Genomic DNA, 24,286 nt, shown 5'->3' on the forward strand with positions numbered 1-24,286 from the left:
CTTTAGCGAAAGCTGTGCCAGTTTTTAAAACTATGAAATATATAAGTATTTTATATATGTGGCGCTGGTTTTTCCCGCCTGTGGGAGAGCGCAATAGTAAAAGTGGGAATCAAATGTGTTAAATGAGCGTTGTACGTCAGCTACGCTAGAATGAGCCTGGACGAGCGGATAAGCTGTCATTAAATAGGAAGTTACTGCTTCATTAATCGAGCCCAAGCCTTTTTTTGCTGATAATGCACCTGCAATTCGTGGTAGTTGATGATACAAGCTGGTAGGCTTCTACTGTAAACCCCCTTTACGTTATCTAAGGGCGAAGAAGAGGGATTCGTTTGAGCAAGTAGCCTTCGCACCCTGCTTAGAGCCTAAATAGTAATTTATATGTCCATATTGCTAGGTCTATAGCGCCGATACCTTCACTGGTCAGCTCTTCCTAAATCTGCTAACAAGGGTAGTAGAATAAACATGATACTGATTGCGGTAATTAAACAACTCAGTTGGCCGGCGGGAAGTTTTACGAGTAAACGCAAACGCGAAATTTACTCTTCAAAGAGGTATCCAGGTGTTTATGAGTTACAAGGAGTTCCTGGTCGAACAAAGATCCTGATTCATGCAGGTAATTACCATGAAAACACCGAGGGCTGCTTAATGCCTGGCAAATCATGGGGAGTTCAAGCTGACAAACACTATTATGTAGGTAATAGTAGAAAAGCACTGAGTGAGATCTTTTCTGCAATTTCACAGTCAGAGCAAATAAACGTTATTATCACTAATGAGTTCGATAGGTAGGAATTGCAATGAGTAAAATTATTTTTTTAGTGTTTTCAATTTTTTCTTTATCAGCTCATGCAACATCATTGAAAAATGAAAATAATCTTTCGTGGCTACTAAACAACTACGACAAGGTTGAAGAAACAGTATCCAGAGATAAGTCTTATGAGCTTATCCCTGTTACAAATACTTTAGTTGAGATTTGGTACCACAGAGATGGAGCAACAACAGCTGAAGTATCAATTCCAATAATAATGGCTCTTATCCATCACCCTGATATTATGCTGCCTATGTTGGCTGACAATCCCGACTCATTTGATCGCTGGCTTTCTCAGTTTAATGGGATTGTATTCATGGATTTCTCAGGTGAGAGCTTTGATGAATTAACGTCATTAAAAGTGCAATTAGCTGAGTCAATGTCCTCTTTTTCACAGAGAAGCGATCACCAGCTTAAGCCATTCGTCAATAAACTTCTTAAACAGCTCGAAGTAACCGAAGTCAGAACGGTTAATTAGTGCTTAATCAAATCAGGGAGCTAGTGTGTGAAGTGATACTATTACTCAACATACAGGCTCCTTAGGACTGTTGATAAACTACAAAAAATCAGTTGTTTTCTATTTACTCTTCAGGTCTCTTTATCAGAATAGTACTAACTCGGAGGTCAAAAAAGACGGTTGACCTGTTCAGCCGCAGCAAATCAGTTAACACTATTGGACCTTCTTCAATAAAATAGTTAAAAAGAACACCCAAGCTGCATCGGCAGTCAGTTCACTCCAAAGAAGAAAGCCCCCCAATTTGCCCGTTCACATCGTTAGAGTAATTTCATTCTCAGTATAGAAACGGAGAGGCTTTTTAGGTAAGCAGTTATTTTACAACCACTTACTACTTTTTGGTTGAAAAAAGGGCAGCGCTGATTCGTTAACAAGTGGTGAGTCGCTGAGCATTTTATAGTGAAGTGAGTGTGTATAGGTAACAAAGTGTTTACTTTGCCATTAAAGAAAGGCGCTGAATAAAGTAAGTGTCAAAGGCGGGCTGGGTTGCCCGCACTGGGCGTTATTTTAGTTTAAAAACACCTACAGCCACGCAGATAGCACCGCCGACCATGCCAATCCATGCCTCTATTGGGGTGTCGCCACTAAAAGTACGGGTTAGCTGAGCCTCTACTGCATCATAGACGTTATAACCCCAGGCAACTAAGGCAACACCGACCACGATTAAAATAATGCCAAGAATTTTGCCATTCATAAATGAACTCCATTGTTATTGATTATTGTTCATTGCAGCGAACAAGCATTCGCTCGCCTGATATTCAGTGTATGCAATGCAGATGAATGTGCAATGTATTTAATGTTTTAAATGAACCGTGCTATCTTTTTGTATCTTAACACTTTTCAATTCTTGCACCGCTCATGCCTGAGGGGGGTGTCGTTTTTACGATAAGGGACCGTTATTTTCAGTATTAATTTAGACGCTTTGCAGGCCTTCACCCGAGGCTATTTAGCGATATTTTTCACTTGCGTGGCTGTGTTTTACACATTGCGCATCGTGCTTTTAAAGCGCAAACATGGCGAAGAGTTGATTTTTCCTGGGCAAGCCTATTGTGGCGACTGGTGGAATCACATGGCCTTTCGGGTGTTTCGCATCACTATTTGGTTAGTGTGCCTGATCCGCTGGCCTTGGCCGCAAGCGGATAGTTATCTTGGAATTTTGCAACCGCTATATCAAAACAGTACTGTTATTATTATCGGCACGGCATTGATGACAGGCGGTTTTATTAGTGTGGCGCTGATTAACCTAAACCTTAATCGTCACTGGCGCAGTGGTATTGACCGCCAAGGGCCGCAGCTGCTGCAAACCCAAGGGGTTTATAGCATCTCCCGTAACCCTATGTTTGTTGGGGTTGGCATAGCGCAGCTAGGCTTTTTTATGGCTTTGCCTTCGGCGTTCTCACTGTTGTGTCTTATTGTCGGTTGGCTCACTTTGTATCGACAAACCCAAGCTGAAGAGGCGCATTTATGTTCGGTATTCGGTGAGCGTTACCGAACTTATCAACGCCAAGTACGGCGCTGGATATAAAAAGAAAGCGGCTCAAGGCCGCTTTCTTTTTATAAGCGCTGATTAAGGGCAACTGATGGTTGCACCTTTATCCGTTTGTTTCTGCAGCCGAATATCGGCAACGCTGACTATCAACTTGCCCTGCGTCGTAAGCTCAAACGGCACTACGGTGTGAGCAAGTTTAAACCCTTGCTTTGTAAAGCATTGGCTATCAATACTGAGTGCCTGCCACGTATTAGCGGGCAGGGTATGCAGTTGCTCACTGATATCGACTTCGCTGTGGCATGCGCCCGGGGTGTCGCCTTCGCTCTCACAATTCATGATCACCTTCACCGCAGCACTGGATGCTTGTTCAACCCTGACCTGCATGCTCAACACCGCCTCGCTGCCCAGCTTGGCTTGTAAGTCTTCGCGGAAGTAGCTTTCGCTGGCTAGGCGCATGCCTGCGCGAGCGCTGCCATCAAAGCTTAGCTTGCGGGCATCTTCTTGCACTTGTTTATCAATAGTGCGATAGCTCAGTGCCCCCAAGGTGTGAGTATTGGCACTCACAGGGAGCACTTGTTCGCCAGAATAAAGCGCCATCTGCCACGGTTTTTGCACGGTACCAGTAAATAGGGCAACATCGTGCTGTTGTGCGCCCTCGGTGCGAACTTGCTCATTAAGCTCATCGCTTAAGACATTGTCATCGCCATAGCTGAGGCCAAAACCATAAGGTAGCAAGGGCTGATAATCGCTATCACCGCGATTAACAATCTGTGAGGGGGTTTTTGGCCAGGAGTAGCTTAACCGACCGCTAAAATCGTATTGTACCTGGTCTTGAGCATCGCGAAACAGCACATCGGCCACCGCTTGGCCTTCTGAGCCCGGCAACCAAGCAGCTACGAAAGCATCAGAGGCGTTGAGCTCGGGGTTGACCCACATAGGTCGGCCACTGATAAACACTGACACGACGGCAATACCTTGTTGTTTGAGGCGTTTAAGCAGCGCTAGATCGCGCTTATCGCCGCTCTGGTACTCCAGAGTTGCACGGTCGCCATGACCTTCGGCATAGGGATCTTCGCCAAACACCACAATGGCCACATCAGGCTTTTGTTGGTAGCTACCATCAACACTGAGCACGGCCTGCCCACCACCTTGCGTAACTTGGGCTTGGATTCCATCCCAAATAGACGAGCCGCCTGGAAAGTCTTTATTCTCGTTGTTTGTGCCTTGCCAAGTGATGGTCCACCCTCCAGACTGCTTACCGATATTGTCGGCAGCGTCGCCAGCAACGAGCACCCGCTGTTGCCTTTTAAGCGGCAGCAACTGGCCTTTGTTCTTTAGTAACACCAGTGATTCCCGTACCGCCTGACGCGCTACTTCGCGGTGCGCTTGCTGGCCAATCAAATCGGTGTTATTGGCGTATTGGCGTTGAGCTGGGCTAGGCTTGGAAAATAATCCGGCTCGCAGCTTTACCCGAAGGATGCGACGCACCGCATCATCGATCCGGCTGGTGGCAATTTCGCCGCTTTTTACCTGCGCTAAGGTGTTGTTGTACAATGCTTTCCAATCACCGGGCACCATAAAGATATCCAGTCCGGCATTGATTGACTGAGCACAGCTATCGTTACTACAGCCCTTTACTTGGCCGTGACCATTCCAGTCTCCGACAACAAAGCCATCAAAGCCCATCTTTTCTTTTAGTACTTCGGTAAGCAGATACTTGCTGCCGTGGATTTTTTCGCCATGCCAACTATTAAAAGAGGCCATCACTGATTGCGCCCCAGCGTTTAAACCGCCAACATAGCCGCCAGCATGAATGTTAAAGAGCTGCTCTTCAGAGCTGATGTTATCACCCTGGTCGTCGCCATTAACGGTGCCGCCATCGCCAACAAAGTGCTTTACTGTGCTGATCACTTGGCCTTCACCCAAAAAGCCTTCGCCCGGTTTGCCTTGTAAGCCAGTGACAATCGCATGGGCGTAGTCACGAATTATTTCAGGGTCTTCCGAGTAACCTTCATAGGTGCGGCCCCAGCGATCATCTCGCACTGCCGCTACCGTTGGCGCAAAGACCCAATCGATACCCGTTGCCAGCACCTCTTTGGCGGTGATACGGGCAATCTTTTCTATGAGTTCAGGGTTATTAGCGGCGCCAAGACCAATGTTATGCGGGAACAAGGTCGCACCAATCACATTATTGTGGCCATGCACTGCATCGGTTCCCCACATCGTCGGTATGGTGCTGCCATCAAGCGAGTCATCGACAGAGGCTTGATACATTTTTTCAGCGAGCGCAACCCAATCACTGACCTTGGCGTGCTTGTCGTTATTGGGAAAGGCACCGCCTCCATTGAGGTAAGAGCCAAACCCGTAGCGACGCATGTCTTCAACGCTGATGTCGCGGATCTCTGGTTGGATCATCTGCGCGATTTTTTGTTCCAGCGTCATACCCGCCAAAATCTTTTCAACTTGCGCTTCCACATCGTGATGTTCAGCCACGGTGCTTTCGCTCTTCGGCCAGATAGCGTCGTTATTGATTGGTGTAGCGACTGAGCCACTGGTGTGTGGTTGCTCAGAGCAAGCACCGAGTACCAATGCCGCCACGCTGACGGCTAGATATTTTATTTTACCTGTCATTGTTATTTTCCTGATTCGATAACGGCGGGAGTCGCGCCCTTGAGACCATAGTAGGCAATGTACACATAACATAGTGCTGGCAACAGGAATGACCATTGTAGCCCAATCCCATCAGCAAGCATGCCTTGCAGCAACGGAATAATGGCGCCACCGACAATCGCCAGACACAAAATACCAGAGCCTTGCGCGGTATGCTTGCCCAGACCATTGAGCGCCAAACTAAAAATAGTGGGGAACATCACTGAATTGCATAAACCAACGGCAAGAATGGCCCACATTGCCAAGTAGCCATCGAAAAACACTGAAATGAGTACCAAGGCAAAGGCACTGACGGCGTTAAAAGCAAGAACTGTGCGGCCGGAGATTTTTTGCATCACTAAGGCGCCGATGAAGCGTCCTACCATGGCGCCGCCCCAATAATAGGCAATGTATTTCGCCGCTTGCGCTTCATGCATATTGACGATGTTTTCCTGGTTAAAAAAGTTCACTAAGGTACTGCCAATGGCCACTTCAGCGCCGACATAAACAAAGATGCCAAGTGCGCCTAAGGTCAGGTTACGATGACGCCATGCTGACCCGGATACGGCATCGACCCCCACTGTTTGGCCGCTTAGCTTGGGCAGCGTCAATTTGGCAAAAATACCTGCTAATAACAGCAGTGCGCCGGCGAGCATAAGATAAGGGACCTGCGTTGCTGAAGCGTCTCCTTTTATGACTTCAGCGCCTTCTGTAAAGATAAGGATTGAGCCAAAAAACGGCGCCACTGTCGTGCCCAATGAGTTGAACGCTTGGGTCATAGTCAGCCTTGCCGGCGCAGTCTCTTGCGGCCCTAACGCGCTGACATAGGGGTTGGCCGCCACCTGTAACACCGTGACACCAGCAGCCAATACGAACAGCGCGATTAAAAATAGGGCATAAACGCCACTGCTTGCTGCCGGGTAAAACAACAAACAGCCAACGCAGGCAACAGCCAGACCTAAGACAATGCCTTTTTGATAGCCGATGCGCCCCACTAAATTCCCGGCGGGAAGCGAGACGATAAAATAGGCGCTAAAAAAGCAAAACTGCACCAGCATCGCTTGGGTGTAATTAAGCTCGAATGCCCCTTTGAGGTAAGGGATCAAAATGTCGTTGAGGCAGGTAATGAACCCCCACATAAAAAACAGTGAGGTCAGTGCAACCAGCGCAAAACGGTAATTGCCGCCGCTGCTCGATGGCTGCGCCTGCGCAGATTCTTGCTGCATGGATAGGGCCACGGTGTTCTCCTATTGATCTTTTTAAGGAAAGCGCTTACATTTAGTTATGAAAGCGCTTACATTTTTATTTGATAATTACAGAAAGCGCGCATGAATTCAAATAAAAACCCAAAAGGGTTGCAAACGGACTGAGTAACACAGATGCCTAAATTGACCTTGCCTACCGAATCCAAGATGTTGCAACGCGACTTTATTTACGGCGTCGCGACGTCCTCGTTTCAAATAGAGGGGGCAAGAGCAGCGCGCTTACCTTGTATTTGGGATACCTTTTGTCGTCAGCCGGGTGCCATCGTTGACGGCAGTCATGGCGATGTCGCCTGTGAACATATCGCCCGTTGGCAACAAGATGTCGAGCTCATAGCCAATCTTCGCGTCGATGCGTATCGGCTCTCAATTGCTTGGGGCAGAGTAATGGATGAGCACGGGCAGCCCAACCAAGAGGGGATCCGTTTTTATCAGAATTTAGTGGCGGCACTCACGGCGCACGGCATCAAAGTCTTTGTCACCTTATACCACTGGGATCTGCCACAGTATTTAGAGGACCAAGGTGGGTGGCTCAACCGGCAAACGGCTTATGCCTTTGCTGAGTATGCCGATGTTATTTCTCAAGCGCTCGGTGAGCAGGTTTATTCTTATGCAACGTTAAATGAGCCGTTTTGCTCTGCGTATCTTGGTTACGAGATAGGCATTCATGCGCCTGGCAAAAAGGGTCAGCGCTATGGTCGCCAAGCAGCGCACCACCTGCTGCTTGCTCATGGCTTAGCCATGCAGGTACTTAGACGCACGGTCCCAAGCAGTGAGTGCGGTATTGTGCTGAACTTTTCTACTGCCTACGGCGCAAGTAGCAGCGCTGCCGATACACATGCGGCGCAATTGGCCGACCAATATCATAATTTATGGTACTTACAACCGCTGCTTGAAGGCCGTTACCCTGACGTGCTGGCACTCTTGCCTGAGGACGTGCGCCCTGAAATTGGCGCCGATGACATGGCTATTATCAGCGCTAAAAACGACTTTATTGGTATCAACTACTACACTCGTGCGGTGTTTGCCAGTGATGGCAAAGGTTGGTTCGCTCAGTGTGAACCCACGAAAACGCCATTAACCGCTATGGGCTGGGAAGTGGTTCCAGAGGCATTTGAGAAATTACTGATAGATCTACACCAACGTTTTTCATTGCCGCCACTGTATATCACCGAAAATGGTGCCGCCTTCGATGACGAGGTTATTGATGGCGCCATTTATGATAAGCCACGTATCGATTACTTTAATAGCCACCTTAACGCGGTACACAATGCCATTGAACAAGGTGTCAATATTCGTGGTTACTTTGCATGGTCGTTAATGGACAACTTTGAATGGGCGCTTGGTTACAGTAAACGCTTCGGTATTGTTCATGTGGATTATCACACGCAGCAACGCACCTTGAAAGACAGTGCGCTGGCATATAAAGGCTTGCTTGAGAATAGACTCTAAGCGCGCTTTATATTAGCTTTAGGCCTCAAAGGACAATCTAAAAGAATAAACATGGCAACCATTTACGAAGTTTCAAAAGCAGCGGGCGTGTCTTTGGCCACCGTCTCCAGAGTGATGAACGGCAATGTCCGGGTCAGTGAGCGCACCCGGGATAAAGTGCTTAAAGCCATGACCGAATTGGGCTACAAACCCAACGCCATTGCCCAGTCGCTGGCTTCTAATTGCAGTAACAGTGTTGGTTTGTTGGTGTCTGCACTGCACGGTTCCTTCTTCGGCGATATGATGAGTACAGTTGAAAATGTGTTGCGAAAAGCAGGCAAGCATGTGGTGATCACCGCCGGCCACAGTGATGAAGAAAAAGAAAAACAGGCCATTGAATTTTTACTCGACCGTCGCTGTGACGCCCTCATTTTACATGCCGAAGCGGTCAGTGATGAGTATTTGCTCGAGCTTGCCAAAGGTGATGCACAAATTATTCTTATTAACCGCAAAATTGATGCTATTAGCGAGCGTTGCTTTTACACCGACAATGAACTGGGCGGTTACCTGGCTACCAAAGCGGCATTGGATGCCGGACATAAGGATATTGCTTATATTAGCGGGCCATTATTCAAAAGCGACGCTAAAGAGCGCTTGGCGGGGCATCAGCGCGCTTTGGCTGAGGCCAATATTACATTTAACGATGCGCTATTGGTTGAGGGCGGCTATCACGAAGCGGAGGGCGCACAAGGGCTGGAACAGCTCTACAGAACAAAGCATAAATTCAGTGCATTGATTTGCGCCAATGATGAGATGGCCTCTGGGGCGATGACCGCAGCCCGTGAGCTTGGTATCGCAATCCCCGAGCAACTGTCGATTATTGGCTTTGATAACGTGTTGTTTGCCCGTTACTTGTATCCAAAGTTAACCACCATAGACAACCCCATTCGGCTGATGGGTGAGGCGGCCGCGCACTGGGTCTTGGCACATGTGTACCAGCAGCGGGGGGTCGCCGAGCCTCGTAATCTGTTTGCGCCTTCTTTGGTTGCCCGCGACTCATTGGTGAGTGCACCATGATCAAAACCCTGCCTCCGGCGTTATTTTATACGCTTGTTGTTTCTTTGGGAGGCTTTATCTTCGGCTTCGACGCGTCGGTGATCTCCGGCGCGGTTGGCTTTATTGTTGACGATTTCCACTTAAGTAGTTGGGAGCAAGGGTTCGTCGTGAGCTCGCCAACGCTTGGCGGGCTATTAGCCACTTGCTTTGCCGGTGCCATTAGCGACGCCATCGGTCGACGCAAAACCTTGATTGTAATTGCCGCATTGTATTTAGTGTCGGCGCTGGCTTCGGCCTTTGCACAAAGTTATTGGATGCTGATTGCGGCGCGCTTTATTGGCGGCATGGCATTTTGCTCATTGATGGTTGCGCCCATGTATATTGCTGAAATTAGCCTGCCCGAGCATCGCGGTAAGCTGGTGTCGATCAATCAATTGAATATCGTGTTGGGCTTTTCGGTTTCTTATTTTACCAATTACTATTTACTGAACTTAGCCCAATCCGAGGCTGGCTGGGCGCAAAGCCTGGCTATTAATGAGCATTTGTGGCGCTGGATGCTCGGGCTAGAAATCGCCCCAGCATTGTGTTGGTTGCTGTTGTTGTTCTTTATTCCTCGCAGCCCACGGTGGCTACTGATGCGTCAACAGCATGAAGAGGCGCAAAGCGTTGCCGCTCGCCTGTTCAGTGGGCAACGTATTGATGAGCAACTACGGAGTATGCGAGCCTCATTGCAGCATAAAGTAGCGCCGCTATCGCAACGTATTCGTTTGTTAGCCGGGCGGCGAGTGCGTTTTGTGTTATTGATTGGCCTGCTGGTGGCTGTGGCTCAGCAGATCACCGGCATCAATGTTATTTTCTTTTATGCCCCCACTATTTTTGAGCAAAGTGGCGTCGGCATCAATGCGGCCTTTGCCCAAGCACTGTGGATAGGCTTAGTGAATGTTGTGTTTACGGTGGTCGCCATGCTGTGCATCGATCGTTTTGGCCGACGTCCTCTACTGCTCTTGGGTTTGGGCGGTATTATCGTCAGCATGGCCTTGTGTAGTTGGGGTTTCAAACAAGCCAGCTACCATATTGACGATACCAAGCTACGCGCACTACAACAGCAACTACCGGCCACTGTGGTCAGTCAGTTAAGTCCTATGCGGGCTCATATTTACAGCGATGATGTTACCTTTAAAGCAGCGTTGACTCAGCATTTAGGGGTCCAAGATGCGCGCAAACATGAAAGTGTGATCCTCAGTGAAGCGATCACCATGAATGCCACCTTGGTACTGATGGGGATCACCCTCTTTGTGGCGTCATTTGCGTTATCTCTTGGGCCGGTGATGTGGGTGATGTTTGCAGAGATTTTCCCGAATACTGTGCGGGCGATTGCCATATCAGCGGTCACTGTAGTGAATAACGCAGTGAGTTTTGCGGTGCAGCTGGTGTTCCCCTGGGAGCTTAGCCAGTTCGGGGCAGCAGCGACTTTCGCCATTTACGGTATTTTTGCATTGATTGCATTAGCGCTGGTATGGCGTTATCTGCCAGAGACCAAGGGCAAGTCGTTAGAGCAGTTAGAGCTGAGCTTGCGCAGCTAAGTGTACGACGCCACCACCAATACCCGCGCGGTAAAATTCAAAGCCGCGTTAGTGTAGAGCAGTTTGGAACAAAACCCTTATCAAAATTATCGATTAACCTAATCTGTTTTTCTCGCTCCAATAGATTGGAAAACTGGTCTATATTTACCCTCGATTAACAACCCTCCCATTAGGAGCGAAGATTATGCGCAACAAAGCAATTCCTTTGGCGACTGCCATTGCCATGGCAGTGTCATCAGTCGTATCTATGCAGGCTTATGCCAGCGAGCCTAAATCAAATCAGTTTTGGTGGCCTGAGCAGCTTGATTTAAGCCCTCTTCGAGCTCATGGCGTGGAGTCACACCCTTATGGTGAAGAATTTGACTACGCTAAGGGCTTTGAAAGCCTCGACCTTGACGCCGTTAAAGCCGACATTCGTGCGGTACTAACAGACTCGCAAGATTGGTGGCCAGCAGATTATGGTCACTATGGACCTTTTTTCATTCGTATGGCCTGGCACGCGGCTGGAACCTACCGTGTATTTGATGGTCGCGGTGGCGCAGGTGGCGGGCAGCAGCGCTTTGACCCACTTAACAGCTGGCCAGATAACGCCAACTTGGATAAAGCGCGTCGCTTATTGTGGCCGATTAAACAAAAATACGGTCGCAATATCTCTTGGGCTGATTTAATGGCCCTGACCGGAAATGTTGCCCTAGAAGATATGGGCTTTAAAACCTTTGGTTATGCCGGTGGTCGTGAAGATGACTGGGAGCCAGATATGGTTTACTGGGGCCCAGAGGGCAAAATGCTGACCGACGAGCGCCGTGACAAAAAAGGTAAGCTCAAAGGCCCACTTGCTGCTGTTGAAATGGGGCTGATTTATGTGAACCCTGAAGGTCCGCATGGCAAACCCGATCCCTTGCTCGCAGCGCGCGATATTCGCATGTCCTTTGGTCGTATGGCGATGAATGATGAGGAAATTGTGGCGCTTATTGCCGGTGGTCACACCTTTGGTAAAGCTCACGGTGCGAAAAAACCTGATTGCGTGGGCGCAGAGCCAGCAGCGGCTGAGTTAGAAGACCAAGGTTTTGGTTGGAAAAACAAATGTGGCAAAGGTAACGCTGAAGACACTATCACCAGTGGCCTTGAGGGTGCGTGGACCGTGACCCCAACGCAGTGGAGCATGAATTACCTCGATAACTTATTTAATTTCGAGTGGACGCAAACCAAGAGCCCGGCCGGTGCCACACAGTGGATCCCGACCAATGAGTCGGCGAAGAACTTAGTGCCAGATGCCCATGTTAAAGGTAAACGCCATGCGCCGATTATGTTTACTACCGACATCGCGCTGAAAAAAGACCCTGAGTTTCGCAAAATTGCTGAGCGTTTTCGCGCCAACCCAGATCAATACGAGCTGGCATTCGCAAAAGCTTGGTTTAAGCTAAATCACCGTGACTTAGGTCCGCGTGCTCGTTACCTTGGCGACGAAGTTCCTGAGGAAATCTTAATCTGGCAAGATTATATTCCAGAGGTTGACCATGAGCTGGTCACTGAGCAAGACATCAGTACACTTAAAGAACAGATCCTAGATTCAGGATTGACCGTGCCAGAGCTTGTTCGTGTGGCATGGGCATCAGCGTCTAGCTTCCGTGGCAGCGATATGCGCGGCGGAGCCAATGGTGCACGCCTACGTTTAGCGCCGCAGAAAGATTGGCCGGTGAACAACCCTGAGGAAGTGGCTAAAGTATTAAAGGTACTGGGCGACATTCAGCAAGACTTTAATCGCCAAGGCGGCGACAAACAGGTTTCATTAGCGGACCTTATCGTCTTAGGGGGCGCTGCGGCCATTGAAAAAGCAGCCAAAGATGCGGGCCATGACATTACGGTGCCGTTTAAACCAGGGCGTATGGATGCATCGCCAGAGTACACTGATGTTGAGTCGTTTGCGGTACTTGAGCCAACCGCTGATGCGTTTCGTAACTACTACGACAGTGGTTGGAAATCGCCTACCGGTATGCTGGTTGAGCGCGCCAATCTGTTGAACTTAAGTGTGCCGGAAATGACCGTGCTACTGGGCGGTATGCGTACCTTGAATGCCAACTACAAAGGCATGGATCATGGTGTGTTTACTGACCAACCAGGCACATTAAGCAATGACTTCTTTGTCAACTTGCTGGATATGTCAACGAAATGGAGCAAGTCAGATAAACAGCAAGGTATCTACCAAGGCCACGACCGTCAAAGCGGCGAGTTAAAGTGGACGGCGACACCGGTTGATTTGATCTTCGGCTCTAACTCAGAGCTACGTGCCATCGCTGAAGTGTATGCGTCTCAAGATGCCGAGAAAAAGTTTGTTGAAGACTTTGTGGCTGCTTGGACCAAGGTGATGACAGCGGATCGCTTTGACCTAAAATAAAATTGTGATGTTACCCACCAAGGCCACTGTTGAGTGGCCTTTTTTATGGCCGCAGGAATTGCACTGCGAGAAATTGACTTTGTTACAGCTGCTAACACCTCACAGCGCCACTCGCGCCGCAAAGCTAGCCTCATAGTAATGACACAGTAGCATCATGGCGACAGTGAGAGAGCACACGCCATGGTGGCTACCTCACCCTAACCAAAGGAGTGTTTATTATGAGTACGATTAATCTTGCCGCCTATTGCAGTGGTGATTTCGGTCCCGGGATCACCAACGAATGCATTGCCGACGCGCAGCAAAGCGGCTTTACCACACTTATTCTATGGGCCATGCATATTGGCCGCGCGGGTGATTTAAATAACAGTAACTGCCAAGCCGTGCCCGGCCAATCCTGGGGGGAGTTGGTCTTCAATGATGGTAATATCCGCATCACCGATGGCGACACCTTTAACCCCAATAATGACGCCGACATAGCCGCTTGGCCAAGTAAGTTGGTGCAGCTAAAACAACATAGCTCCAAGGTAGAAAAGATCTTTATTTCTATCGGCGGTTGGGGAGTATGCGATTTTCAAGCTATTGAGTATATGTTGGAAAATGGCATGCGCGAGCAAATTAAAGCCAACTTTAAAACATTACGAGAGGCCTTTACGGTCGATGGCGAGTGCCTAATTGATGGCGTTGATTTCGATAATGAAGAGATGGTGAAAGCAAGTACCATTACTGAGTTTGCCGAAATCCTGTTTGATCTAGGCTATCAGGTTACCTTTTGCCCTTACCAACAACCCTCGTTGTGGCAAGGGTATATGCAAACCTTGTGGGATAAGGGCTACCGCGTTAGTTGGTGGAATCTACAATGTTATTCCGGTGGCCTTGGTAACCTTGAGCGCTTACAACCTTGGCTAGATGCGCTTTCGGCCGTTGTTGGTGAAGGGCAAGGCGGCGCTTACCTGGTCGCTGGTTTGGCGGTAAAAGGAGCCAGCGACTCCAACCCAGAGCTGTGCCCTAGTGCGTTCTGCCAATCCTTCGCTGCAGTGAGCGAGCAGGGTCTTGCCGGTGGCTTTATATGGAAGTATGACGCCGTACTCAGCAATAAAAGCGCCTGTGATGGTGCCATTCCCACGGCTGCTAGTTACAGCAAAGCCATTACGCAAGGCCTGAATAATGACTGCCCTTAGCAGCGCCTAATGACCTAGAGGAATAAAGTGTATACTGACACACTGGCTGGCCTGACGGTCAGCTTGGTGCCAAATTCGCTCGTTCAACCAACTCATTTCTGGACAAAAACACGTTAGAGTATTTATTCGGTAACGCCCAGCGTTGGCTGTCGCTCTGCTGCTGATTGCTAGATTACGGGACTTGGATCCTGCTTATAGTACCTAGGGCAACAGCGACCAATTGTTCCTCGCCATTCTTGCAAGCGAAGACCTTACACTCACAAGTAGATTGACGTTTACCTGTATGCAATACATTTGCCTTTGCGATCAAGCGATCCCCTATCGAGGGGCGGACGTAACTTATTTTGTACTCTGATGTCACACATGCACCTAGCACAGACGCACCCGCAAATGTTATACAGTTATCGGCCATGTAACTAACCACACCACCATGAGCGAAACCATTATTTTGCTTAAGATTTTCTTTAATTTCTAAGGTCAACTCTGCATAACCTTCTTCGAACTTTTCAAGCTCAGCGCCCAATAATCTACTGAAAGATTGCTGAGCTAATATCTCTTTCCCGAGTTTTAATGTGGCGTCCAATGCATACTCCATCACTTGAATCTTGGAAATCTAACGCCCATTCAGGGGCTGAAAATAGCTTGCTAAAATTGTGCAGCGAAGCGGAACCGAGCAAGCTGTTAGCAGTCCCCTTGCTGTAACGGCTTGTTAGCTGCGCTTTTCGTCTAGCTTTAAAACTTCTTCTTTTAAATTAGCAAGTTCAATACTTTTACCGTTGTACGTGCTTAGAGCTTTTTTAAAATATGCTTTTGCCTTAGATTCATTACCTGCCTTTTCATGCAGTAATCCGATTCTAAGATAAGTGAAGGACAAATTGTTAGGCCCAAGTTCAGAACTAGATTTATCTGACTCTAAAATTCTCGCAAGGGCTTGAAGTGCGTAAAGGCCACTTTCTGGAGTACCTTCTAAGTATTGAGCATGAGCTAATTGAATTTCTTTTTTAATAAAGTCATGAGAGATTTCATTAGCTATCGAAAAACTTGAAGTAATCGTACCTAAAGTGAATAAGCTTAGTTTGATAAAATTTTTCATTATAATTTCCTTATAGTTTGAAATATGCCACTTTTACCTGTGCAGCTAACGCCGCAATATGGGGCGTATTAAGCTTGGCTAAAATTAGCGAAGAGTGAGTGTCAGCCAAGCTTTAGACGTCCCACATAATGACCTTTCCCCTGAATTAGTACCATTCATTCGATGAGATAATTCATGTTTTGACCGGCCCCCATATTTAGTACCACTTGCTCAATGAAATAGGCATGTTAGTTTTCAATGGATGCCGCAAACTGCGTTGGCGACAGGTTATTTAAAGCCTGGTGAGGTCGACTTTGATTATAGTCATTTCGCCAAGCGTCGATTTTCAATTTAGCATCAGATAACGATTCGAACCAATGGCAATTCAAGCATTCGTCTCTGAAGCTGCCGTTTAGTGACTCGATAAACGCATTGTCAGTTGGCTTTCCTGGACGAGAGAAGGCCAGTGTTACTTTATTCGTGTAAGCCCATAAATCTGTCATTTGTCCGGCAAATTCACTCCCGTTATCGCAATGAATACGCTTAGGGGTACCTCTTGTTCGACACAGCCGTGTGAGCGTTGAGACAACATTTTCAGAACGCAAGCGAGCGCCGATATCTGCTGCTAAACATTCACGAGTGAATGTATCTACCACGGTGAGAATACGAAACTTGTTCCCCGTCGTCAGTTGATCAGAAACGAAGTCCATTGCCCAGACTTCGTTTGGGTGACTACTGGCTACATAGTCTCGCTTGCGGCGTGCCCCGCTGACGTTACGCCTAGGACGCTTTGGCCTTAGCTGAAGCCCTTCTAAACAGTACAAGCGATGTACTCGCTTCTTGTTCACGTGAATACCTTCTCGTTTCAACATCACATGGATACGTTTGTAACCATAGCGAACACGAGATTGAGCTATTTCGACAATGCGCTGCCTCAGAGCCTCCTGAGGCTCGCGGCAAGGCTTGTAACGGCAAGCGGTACAACTCAATCCCGTCAATCGACAGGCTCGACGTTCACTCACGTCATATAGGTTCATCAAATGGCGTGTCGCCTTACGGCGCTGCGACACGCTCAGAACTTTCGTGTGTTCAGATCCTGTAACATCACTTTGTCGAGCGTTAAATCAGCAACAATACGCTTGAGTTTTTCGTTTTCCTCACGAAGCTGCTTAAGTTCACGTACCTGGTCAGACTCAAGGCCTGCATACTTCTTCTTCCATGCGTAAAATGTGCCTTCGGCAATCCCCATTTTTCGAGATATATCCGCAATACTCAACCCTGCTTCTTGTTGCTTGATAGCAGACACAATTTGTTCAACTGAAAAGCGTTTTGATTTCATGATAAGCCCCTTTTATGGTATTCATCATGCCCAAATTCATCGAAGTTGTGGATCTATTTATTGGGGGCCGGTCATCCTGCTTTGGTACACATCGCTGTGTCGGTGTTGTTTGAGTTTGCTGCTATATTGCGTTTGCTTAAAAGTTCCGGCTCTGGCAGTGTAAGTTAAGATATTAATTTAAAGGGAATTAAAATTTTGAAGACGTTACTTTGGGCACTGTTATGGGTATTTTCTTTCTCTAGCCATGCACAAGCACGGTCTGAACAGGGCCACACTCTCAGTGCTAAGCCCGAAATCACCGTGATCCTTCCCGCCTCCTATAGCAGCGGCCAAGAACAAGACTATCCCGTTATTTACGTATTAGATGCCAAGCTCAACGCGCAGCTTGTGGCAAGCATGCTGGCGCGGTTGGCAGTATCTCAAGGGGCGTTTGAGCATATTGTGGTGGGTATTGAGCCTGCCAACCGGCTGCACGACTTTGCCCCGACAGTCAACACCGACCCGCGAGGGCCCGTCGGCGTGGGTGGCGGTGCACCGGCCTTTATTGAATATCTTGAGAGTGAGTTAATACCTGAGGTGAACAGTCAGTACCGAACCAGTGGCTACAACACCCTTGCCGGTCACTCCATTGCAGGGCTTTTTGTGATCCATGCGTTTCATTCACGGCCAACGTTGTTTCAAGCTCATCTCGCTTTTAGTCCGGCGCTGTGGTGGTCAACGAGAGCCACGGCTCAGCGAGCCGAACAATATGTGATTTCTGGAATAACCACCCCGAGCTTTTTATACCTCAACATCGGCAATGAGGCGGGGGAAATGAAAAGTGTGTATAGCGGCTTTACCAACACCATTGCTCGCAATCGCTCTGTTGATTTAATTTTGCAATTAGAAGAGTTTACAGACACCCCTCATGACCTAACCATGACGGCGGGTTTGTATAATGCGCTCACCGGGCTCAATCAATACCAACAAGGGCAGAAAGTACACTAGTGCTTGCTCATCGGTGCTCCCCCCGTACGGTGGGGGCCTGCTTAACTAGCTGATGTCGAGGTAAACGTTAAGCTATGGCATAATACCTCACCTTATCTTATCCAAGGGCGCTGTGGTTGTTTTTTGTTGTTAAGTACCTTGCTTTTCTATCGGGCTGTTTAAGCTGCTTTATGTTACATAGCTATTGGGCTGTACCGCTCGTTCCCGCTGCCGCTGCAACTGGGTTAATAGGCTCCGTCATTCCCTTTCCAAAACGCTTTGCAGGCCACCCTAATGCCGCTGTGTATGCTGGGAGCTTTGCGGGTATGTGTTCAGCTGAGCTCATTTCGGGTTACTGGCAACTAGCCGTTATCGCCTTTATTGGCACAACGTTGTACGCATTGACGATGAACCTTTTTACTGGCTTCGGCGGTAAACTTGGAAGCGTGGCCTTTGTCAGTGTGGCGCTATTTATGTTAGTGCAAGGAGGGGTAGGTTAATGGTGCTCACTATTGTTATTGCGGTGACTGCTGCGTTTGCCACCTATTTTCTTTCCAAGCTGCGTTACTTCAACGCGCTACGTGCCTCTAGTTTGTTGTCTCTTATTGCGTATGCGCTGTTTTCATTGATGAGCACCCATGCAGAGCTGTATTCAGTGGTTTTCTTTGGCGGCACCTTCGTGGGGATGAGTACCCCAGCGCGCTTTGGCTACTACACCTTAACCAGTGCGGCCGTGTTGTTTGCATTGCTATTTCATTACTTGGTGCCGCATTTACACGGTTATGGCGGCGCCCTCGGGGTCAGCGCGTTTCTCAGTGTGTGCTTATGTCAGCTGGCTATTGTGCTCGGCGCACCGCGCAGCCGTAAAAGTGGGTAGGCTACACGCTATGGTTTGCGTGAAGTTGTCCGCGAATATTATTAGTATTTAGAGCGGGGCTGATAATATAAAAGCGCCCAGATGGACGCTTTTGGGGGTTCCTTTGAGCAGGAACAACACACTATGAGAAGAGTCTTACGGTGCTACATGGCCTTGCAATTGCTTGAGGCTTGATTGCGCCGTTTTTAGATTTGCACGGGTAATGGTATTGCGCTTTGTTTTATATGCGGCGCTGAAATCGTCCAGCGCGGCCTGGTATTCGTTTTTCAAAGAGTGGGCGATGCCACGGTTGCCATAGGCGTAAGCAGTAAGCTCGCGACGCTTATTGGCATTTACATCTATCTCACTGATCAGTTCAATCGCGAGGCTACACATTGAAAGCGCTTCGTCTGCCTTACCTACTTGGATGTGCGCAGCACACTGGTTCACCGACTTCTCGAATGCAGCTTGCTGATCTAACTCAGTGATATTACTTAAGTTAATTACCTGGTCGTATTGCCCTGCAAGTACTGCTTTTGATGTGTCATTGTCATCGATGACTGCTAATTTGTAGTCAGCGGCGTAACTGCTAGTTAAAAATGTGGCTGTCGTAATGGCTAGAGCTAATTTGAGCGTTTTCACGGTGCTATCCTCGGGTTGTGTGTTTGCTTCGGTATTAACTGTAGGTTTAAAGCTTTTACTCTACAAACGATATAAATCGCACCGTTAAATGAAAAAAATTTATCTATAGATGAATCCGCGAGTTCATTGTGCAGCTGGCCGTCTATGCGAAGCTAATAATATAAGTACAATCAATTAATTAGCCCCTGACTAGGTTATCGCCGTTGTCTAGATGGTCGCGTCTGGGTTTTATTGCCTGCTAAAAATGTTGAAAATAGCAATTATCAGCATGGTGGTTTTTACCTAAATTAAGGACTATGCTTTGACCCTAGCTTGACGCGGTATCTGTTAAGCGCTGACTTTTTTGCAATTGAGGCAGATACAACCGTGAAAACTTTAAGCTGGTGGGCGTTGTTACTTTGTTCATTAGGTGTAGCTGGTTATGCGTTATACGCTTACAGCTTTTTGCCTCTCGGCTCGTTGGTGCACCCCGATATGCAAGTGGTGTTTAACCAACATCAACTGGCTATTTATGTGCATGTGTTTGGCTCGCTAACGGCTTTAGCGCTGGGTCCGTGGCAATTTTTGTCTACTCTGCGTTCGCGTTACCCGCAGCTGCACCGTTGGTTTGGCCGTGTTTATCTACTAGTCGGTGTGCTGCTAGGTGGGCTCGCTGGCTTGGCATTGGCACAAACTGCGTTTGGTGGTTTAGTGTCTATCGTTGGGTTTACTGGTTCAGCTTTGGTGTGGTTAATCACTGGGTTCATGGCCTTTTTCTGTGTTATGAAAAAGGATTATGATGCTCATCGACGTTGGATGATACGCAACTTCTCTGTCACTTTCTCTGCTGTCACCTTGCGCATTTATCTGGGGGCGTTTATGGCGTCAGGCATACCTTTTACTGATTTTTATCCGCTACTTGCCTGGTTAAGCTGGGTCCCCAATCTTCTCATAGCGGATTGGCTATTCAATCGCCATCCTGCGCCCAGATAAAATCAAAAACTCTCAACCCTAATTGACCTATCCAAGGCATCAATTTCATCTTGTGTACAGCACAGACACACTTACAAAGTTTGTAACAACTCTGTCGTTGGAAGCATCACTCAGGTTTGGTAAAAGTAATAATATCAGGATAAAGCGAAAAATTGTTGCTTTTGATGTAAGAGCTGCTTTGAGATAACAACAACAATAAGGAAGATGTAAACGATGAGTTATGCGCTATCAATGCCAGGATTTCAATCAAAATACAAAGCAGAGGATGCCTCGCAAGCCGGATTTTTATCTGGGCTGTGGCATGGTTTATTAATGCCTGTGTTTTTCATTGTCAGTTTATTTAAAGATGGTGTCAGCATCTACGAAACGAATAACAATGGCAATATGTATCACTTCGGCTACCTGTTGGGCGTGTGGGCCTTTGCTGGAAATACCATTAATATCACCATAGGCCATGCTGTTGTTTAATCTTATCAAGATAAATTGATGTTTTAGGCGAGCTTGCTGACACAATATGCACCCGTTTTTTTAAGCGATGGCTTAACAGTGTTAGCTGCTCACTTATTGATATAACACGCTACTTTGGTTGCCGATACCAGAGGACTTATCGCGTTACTGTTTATAGGTATTGATCACCCACTGGGTAAAATCAGCCAGGGGCGAGTCAGGTTCAGCCACTTCATGCTCAACTAAATAGTATTTATCCTTGGTCCATAAGGGCTTGTTGACCAATGGCCATAGTAATCCTTCATTAAACCAAGTGCGGCTAATCGGCATGGGGATTAACGCCACCCCCATTCCTTGCTGCGCTGCGCGGGCCACACCAAACATACTATCAAGTTGAATGATCTGCTTGGGCGCGAAATCCCCTGCATAATGGTATTCAGCCCATTGATGCCAAGACCAAGGTCGCGACTGATGGACGATTAGTGGCAGCTCACTTAATGCCTGCTCGCTATTATGTTGCCACTGCTCGTAGGTAGTGCGGTTACAAGCGGGAATATATTCCAACGCAAATAATTCAGTGGCAATGCCACTGACCGGAGTGTCATGCGAGAGAACAATTGATAAATCGGTGTTGCGCACTTTTTGTGTACGGGTGCGCAAAGTGTCCACCTCTAAATTGACATCGGGATGCTGTGAAGTCCATTCACTGAGCACAGGCATTAATAGCTCGCTGGCGAAAAACTCTGGCAAGGCAATGCTAATGGTGACGTTATTATCTTTGTGACTAAAGGTGCGAATGGTCTGCTCAAGATCAGTGATAATAGGTTCTATGGCATCGAAGAAGTTTTTACCTTCGTTAGTCAGTATTATTGCCCGGGTACGGCGCTGAAAAAGTGCGAAGCCAAGCTGCTGCTCGAGTTGTTTAATTTGGTGACTGACAGCTGAAGGGGTGAGGTAGAGTTGCTCAGCCGCTTGTTTGAAGCTCAAGCAGCGAGCTGCGAAACAGAATGCGCGAAGTCCTCTAATGGGTGTCTGCATAAGTACTTTTTTGATTAAAATAGAGAAAAAAGCAATTTATAAACCAACTATACACTTGTGTTTAAACTAGGGTATAGCGCACGCAGCCTTTGCTATTGCTTAATTAAAATGTGCTTGCTGCACTAACTCGGTGCAGCGCGAATCGTTATTGTGCACCTACTATTCAAGCAGCCGTCATCCATAACGGCTGCCATTGAAGCACTACATATTACCTAAGGTCACCATCATGGCGGTGTACATTTTGAGGTTGAGACGTAGCTGCTCAGGAGTCATAAACTCATGCTCGGAGTGACCGGTATAGGCTTTGCCAGGCATGGATGGTCCGAAAGACACGGCGTTATCAAACAGCTTGGCATTGGTGCCACCGCCAATGGAGACAAACTCCGCCTGCTCATCGCCAGTGTAGTGTTTGAAAATATTTAGCAGGGCGTCGGCGTGCGGGGCATCATCTAATAGCATAGGGGTGCCAATTTCGATATCAACCGCTGCGAGCTCAACTTGGTGGCGACGCTGCCAGTTGTTCAAAGCGCTGTTAATTTCTGTACGCAGTTGCGACTCTGGCTTGCCCTCTGGCCGACGTAAGTTCACTGAGAGGGTGAGCGTGTCGTTTTGGCGCTCAATTAAGGTCGGTGCTACCGTCATTGGGCCCATAAAGTCATGGCTATAGGCAATGTCGCCAAAGTGCTTGCCATAGAGATCTAAGCCAATAAGCTCATTAATAAATAGCAAGGCTTGGCCATCGGCATTGGTTGCCAGCTCCAGATCATTAAACACCGCGCCTAAATGGGCAATGGCATTGACTCCAGATTCGGGCTCCGACGAATGCGCTGAAGTGCCTTTGACGCGCACTAACACTTCATTATCGGCCAGCTCTTCAACTTGAACCTCAACGTCACTGAGCTTTGCCGCGTTGGCACGCAGCGTAGCTATCGCTTCGGCACTGGCATTGTGCACACGCACGCTGGCATCTTCAGGAATTTGGCTTACAAACGCGCCTCCTGTTAACTCACTGACATACATCTGTGAGCCCTGATAAGTACCGCTAAAAGTGGGGGCCACTAGGCTCCAGCCTTTTTCGGCTACCACCACAGGGTAACTGGCATCGATGGTCACCGCATATTTAGGTTGCTGATAGCTTTGCATAAAGGTGCGTAGCGGTTGCCAGTCGGACTCCTCGGCCAAATAAATCATCAGTTCAATGCGATTATCTAATTGTATGCCCTGGTCTTTAATGGCTTTCATGGCATACAACGCGGTGGCGATTGCGCCTTTATCGTCCTCGGTACCCCGGGCGATTAGTTTGCCCGGCTCGGTTGTGCTATCGAGCACAAACGGGCTTTTGGCCCACTTTGATGCATCGGCTGGTTGCACATCGCCATGGGTCACTATAGTCACCTTGTCCTGCTGCTCACCCATGCCAATAAGCACGGTGTAGCCTAAATCTTGGTAATCCAAGCCGAGCTGTGCAGCCTTCATTTTCAAAAGGTGTTTGAAGCCAATAAACTCAGGGTTATCAGGTGTTTTATATGCACTTGTATTAACCGTAGCGAACGACACCATATTCGCGAGAGTGTGAATTTGTGCGTCTTGGTATTCATCGACAGCGTACTGTGCCAGTGCGTCGTGGTAAGTGGGGGTGGCGTGACTTAAACCCGCGTGGCTTAGCAGTGCCAATGCGGCAGCGAAAAGTGATGACTTCAAAGCAGATCCCGTTAAGATAAGGTTTTGAAGTATATGGTAACCTTTAGTGAAAATATGAACCAGTAATATACTGAGTTGAAGTTAAAAAACAAAAGGCGCAAAAGCAAGTACACTTAAACACTTAACACCTGTATCGTGGGTATATCTCACACACTCTTATTTAACTAGTTATAAGTAACATTTCAATTTATGGCACCACTAAGAAAGACCAGTTTGTCAATGCAATTAGCCGATGAACTGGGAAAAGCAATAATATCAGGACACTACAATAGCGCCCACGCTTTGCCTACTGAAGCTAAATTATGTGAGCAATACAATATTAGTCGTACAGCCGTACGTGAAGCAGTAAAAATGCTGGCGGCAAAAGGAATAATCTCTTCTCGTCCACGCCAAGGAATACGCATAGAAGACGCTGATAACTGGAATCTTTACGACCCGCAGGTTCTTACTTGGATGCTAGACAGCAACCCTTCGTTATCGATACTCAAGGAGTTCTTGGAAATGAGGCTCGCTATTGAGCCACAAGCCGCAGCTTTAGCGGCTCAGCGTGCTGATAGTGAGTCTATCGCTAAAATAGAACACGCTTGGAAAAACATGGCAGCCTCTGTGGATTGCGACAGTAACTTTCATCGCTACGATATAGATTTTCACCTAGAGTTACTTAACGCAAGTGGCAACCGCTTTCTTCGTCAGCTCAGAGACTTTACCAGTACCGCACTTAATGTCAGTGTTCGTTACACTACACCGATTAAGGGCGACACGCATATGGTTGTTGAGGCGCACAAAAACCTCTTCCTTGCCGTTGCAAATGGCGAAGTCGACAAGGCAAGGGCTTTATCGGTGAGTATGATTGAAGAGGCGATTGCATTAATTGAACAAGTTAACAGGTAA

General features: G+C 47.8%; 23 protein-coding genes. 14 read left to right on the forward strand and 9 right to left on the reverse strand.

Annotated features, from left to right (window positions below; all coding sequences use genetic code 11):
* Positions 1–462 precede the first annotated feature (462 nt).
* A complete protein-coding gene (locus tag FIU82_RS18770) occupies positions 463–786 on the forward strand; it encodes a DUF5675 family protein (protein WP_253946376.1) in 324 nt (107 codons plus the stop codon).
* Positions 787–794: 8 nt separating this feature from the next.
* A complete protein-coding gene (locus FIU82_RS17730) occupies positions 795–1,283 on the forward strand; it encodes a hypothetical protein (protein WP_152441798.1) in 489 nt (162 codons plus the stop codon).
* A 538-nt stretch (positions 1,284–1,821) separates the two neighbouring features.
* On the opposite strand, the gene FIU82_RS17735 is transcribed toward FIU82_RS17730, so the two are convergent.
* On the reverse strand, positions 1,822–2,013 hold the full coding sequence (locus FIU82_RS17735; RefSeq protein ID WP_022944803.1) for a DUF3185 family protein: 192 nt from the start codon (positions 2,011–2,013) through the stop codon (positions 1,822–1,824).
* Between the two features lie 279 nt (positions 2,014–2,292).
* On the opposite strand from FIU82_RS17735, the gene FIU82_RS17740 reads away from it, so the two are divergent.
* Positions 2,293–2,844, forward strand: coding sequence for an isoprenylcysteine carboxylmethyltransferase family protein (locus tag FIU82_RS17740; RefSeq protein ID WP_253946377.1), 552 nt, complete (start codon positions 2,293–2,295; stop codon positions 2,842–2,844).
* Between the two features lie 42 nt (positions 2,845–2,886).
* Here FIU82_RS17740 and FIU82_RS17745 read toward each other — a convergent pair whose 3' ends face one another.
* Together FIU82_RS17745 and FIU82_RS17750 are read right to left on the reverse strand one after the other, a co-directional pair.
* Complete coding sequence (locus FIU82_RS17745; RefSeq protein ID WP_152441800.1) at positions 2,887–5,439, reverse strand: exo 1,3/1,4-beta-D-glucan glucohydrolase; 2,553 nt, start codon at positions 5,437–5,439, stop codon at positions 2,887–2,889.
* A 2-nt stretch (positions 5,440–5,441) separates the two neighbouring features.
* Entirely contained in the window at positions 5,442–6,683 is a 1,242-nt protein-coding gene (locus FIU82_RS17750) for a sugar MFS transporter (protein ID WP_152441935.1), read from the reverse strand.
* A gap of 153 nt (positions 6,684–6,836) precedes the next feature.
* On the opposite strand from FIU82_RS17750, the gene FIU82_RS17755 reads away from it, so the two are divergent.
* The 5 genes from FIU82_RS17755 (at position 6,837) to FIU82_RS17775 (ending at position 14,362) form a co-directional block, all read left to right on the forward strand.
* Positions 6,837–8,171, forward strand: coding sequence for a GH1 family beta-glucosidase (locus tag FIU82_RS17755; RefSeq protein ID WP_152441801.1), 1,335 nt, complete (start codon positions 6,837–6,839; stop codon positions 8,169–8,171).
* A gap of 51 nt (positions 8,172–8,222) precedes the next feature.
* Positions 8,223–9,227, forward strand: a complete 1,005-nt coding sequence (locus FIU82_RS17760; protein WP_152441802.1) for a LacI family DNA-binding transcriptional regulator — start codon at positions 8,223–8,225, stop codon at positions 9,225–9,227.
* Complete coding sequence (locus FIU82_RS17765; protein ID WP_152441803.1) at positions 9,224–10,789, forward strand: sugar porter family MFS transporter; 1,566 nt, start codon at positions 9,224–9,226, stop codon at positions 10,787–10,789. Before FIU82_RS17760 ends, FIU82_RS17765 begins: the two co-directional genes overlap by 4 nt.
* Positions 10,790–10,973: 184 nt before the next feature.
* Positions 10,974–13,184: a catalase/peroxidase HPI gene (gene katG / locus FIU82_RS17770; RefSeq protein WP_152441804.1), complete on the forward strand. Its 2,211-nt coding sequence runs from the start codon at positions 10,974–10,976 to the stop codon at positions 13,182–13,184.
* 218 nt (positions 13,185–13,402) lie between these two features.
* Positions 13,403–14,362, forward strand: a complete 960-nt coding sequence (locus FIU82_RS17775; RefSeq protein ID WP_152441805.1) for a hypothetical protein — start codon at positions 13,403–13,405, stop codon at positions 14,360–14,362.
* 172 nt (positions 14,363–14,534) lie between these two features.
* Here the strand turns inward: FIU82_RS17775 and FIU82_RS17780 are convergent, their stop codons facing one another.
* From FIU82_RS17780 to FIU82_RS17790, 3 genes are all read right to left on the reverse strand, one after another.
* Positions 14,535–14,957, reverse strand: coding sequence for a PaaI family thioesterase (locus FIU82_RS17780; RefSeq protein ID WP_152441806.1), 423 nt, complete (start codon positions 14,955–14,957; stop codon positions 14,535–14,537).
* A gap of 114 nt (positions 14,958–15,071) precedes the next feature.
* A complete protein-coding gene (locus FIU82_RS17785; protein WP_152441807.1) occupies positions 15,072–15,455 on the reverse strand; it encodes a hypothetical protein in 384 nt (127 codons plus the stop codon).
* A gap of 227 nt (positions 15,456–15,682) precedes the next feature.
* Positions 15,683–16,773, reverse strand: a protein-coding gene (locus FIU82_RS17790) for an IS3 family transposase (protein ID WP_253946378.1) whose coding sequence is annotated in 2 segments (ribosomal slippage) — positions 15,683–16,524 and positions 16,524–16,773 — 1,092 coding nt in all. Because the reading frame shifts where the segments join, the coding sequence is not laid out codon by codon here.
* Between the two features lie 195 nt (positions 16,774–16,968).
* Between FIU82_RS17790 and FIU82_RS17795 the strand changes: the two genes are divergently transcribed.
* The 3 genes from FIU82_RS17795 (at position 16,969) to FIU82_RS17805 (ending at position 18,616) form a co-directional block, all read left to right on the forward strand.
* Entirely contained in the window at positions 16,969–17,760 is a 792-nt protein-coding gene (locus FIU82_RS17795; protein WP_152441808.1) for an alpha/beta hydrolase, read from the forward strand.
* A 170-nt stretch (positions 17,761–17,930) separates the two neighbouring features.
* Positions 17,931–18,239 carry a hypothetical protein gene (locus FIU82_RS17800; RefSeq protein WP_151174268.1) on the forward strand — a complete coding sequence of 103 codons (309 nt, stop codon included), beginning with the start codon at positions 17,931–17,933 and terminating at the stop codon, positions 18,237–18,239.
* The gene (locus FIU82_RS17805; RefSeq protein WP_152441809.1) at positions 18,239–18,616 is read left to right on the forward strand and encodes a hypothetical protein; all 378 of its coding nucleotides are present in this window, start codon (positions 18,239–18,241) and stop codon (positions 18,614–18,616) included. The genes FIU82_RS17800 and FIU82_RS17805 overlap by 1 nt, the downstream gene beginning before the upstream one ends.
* Positions 18,617–18,751: 135 nt before the next feature.
* On the opposite strand, the gene FIU82_RS17810 is transcribed toward FIU82_RS17805, so the two are convergent.
* On the reverse strand, positions 18,752–19,237 hold the full coding sequence (locus tag FIU82_RS17810; RefSeq protein ID WP_152441810.1) for a hypothetical protein: 486 nt from the start codon (positions 19,235–19,237) through the stop codon (positions 18,752–18,754).
* A gap of 366 nt (positions 19,238–19,603) precedes the next feature.
* On the opposite strand from FIU82_RS17810, the gene FIU82_RS17815 reads away from it, so the two are divergent.
* Together FIU82_RS17815 and FIU82_RS17820 are read left to right on the forward strand one after the other, a co-directional pair.
* Entirely contained in the window at positions 19,604–20,209 is a 606-nt protein-coding gene (locus FIU82_RS17815; RefSeq protein ID WP_152441811.1) for a DUF2306 domain-containing protein, read from the forward strand.
* Positions 20,210–20,422: 213 nt separating this feature from the next.
* The gene (locus FIU82_RS17820; protein ID WP_052698265.1) at positions 20,423–20,677 is read left to right on the forward strand and encodes a hypothetical protein; all 255 of its coding nucleotides are present in this window, start codon (positions 20,423–20,425) and stop codon (positions 20,675–20,677) included.
* A gap of 144 nt (positions 20,678–20,821) precedes the next feature.
* Here the strand turns inward: FIU82_RS17820 and FIU82_RS17825 are convergent, their stop codons facing one another.
* Entirely contained in the window at positions 20,822–21,694 is an 873-nt protein-coding gene (locus FIU82_RS17825; RefSeq protein WP_152441812.1) for a LysR family transcriptional regulator, read from the reverse strand.
* Positions 21,695–21,895: 201 nt separating this feature from the next.
* Positions 21,896–23,368 carry a dipeptidase gene (locus FIU82_RS17830; RefSeq protein ID WP_253946393.1) on the reverse strand — a complete coding sequence of 491 codons (1,473 nt, stop codon included), beginning with the start codon at positions 23,366–23,368 and terminating at the stop codon, positions 21,896–21,898.
* 246 nt (positions 23,369–23,614) lie between these two features.
* On the opposite strand from FIU82_RS17830, the gene FIU82_RS17835 reads away from it, so the two are divergent.
* The gene (locus FIU82_RS17835; RefSeq protein ID WP_239384350.1) at positions 23,615–24,286 is read left to right on the forward strand and encodes a FadR/GntR family transcriptional regulator; all 672 of its coding nucleotides are present in this window, start codon (positions 23,615–23,617) and stop codon (positions 24,284–24,286) included.

This window comes from Pseudoalteromonas sp. THAF3 (assembly GCF_009363775.1).
In the GTDB taxonomy this organism is placed as follows: Bacteria; Pseudomonadota; Gammaproteobacteria; order Enterobacterales; family Alteromonadaceae; genus Pseudoalteromonas; species Pseudoalteromonas ruthenica.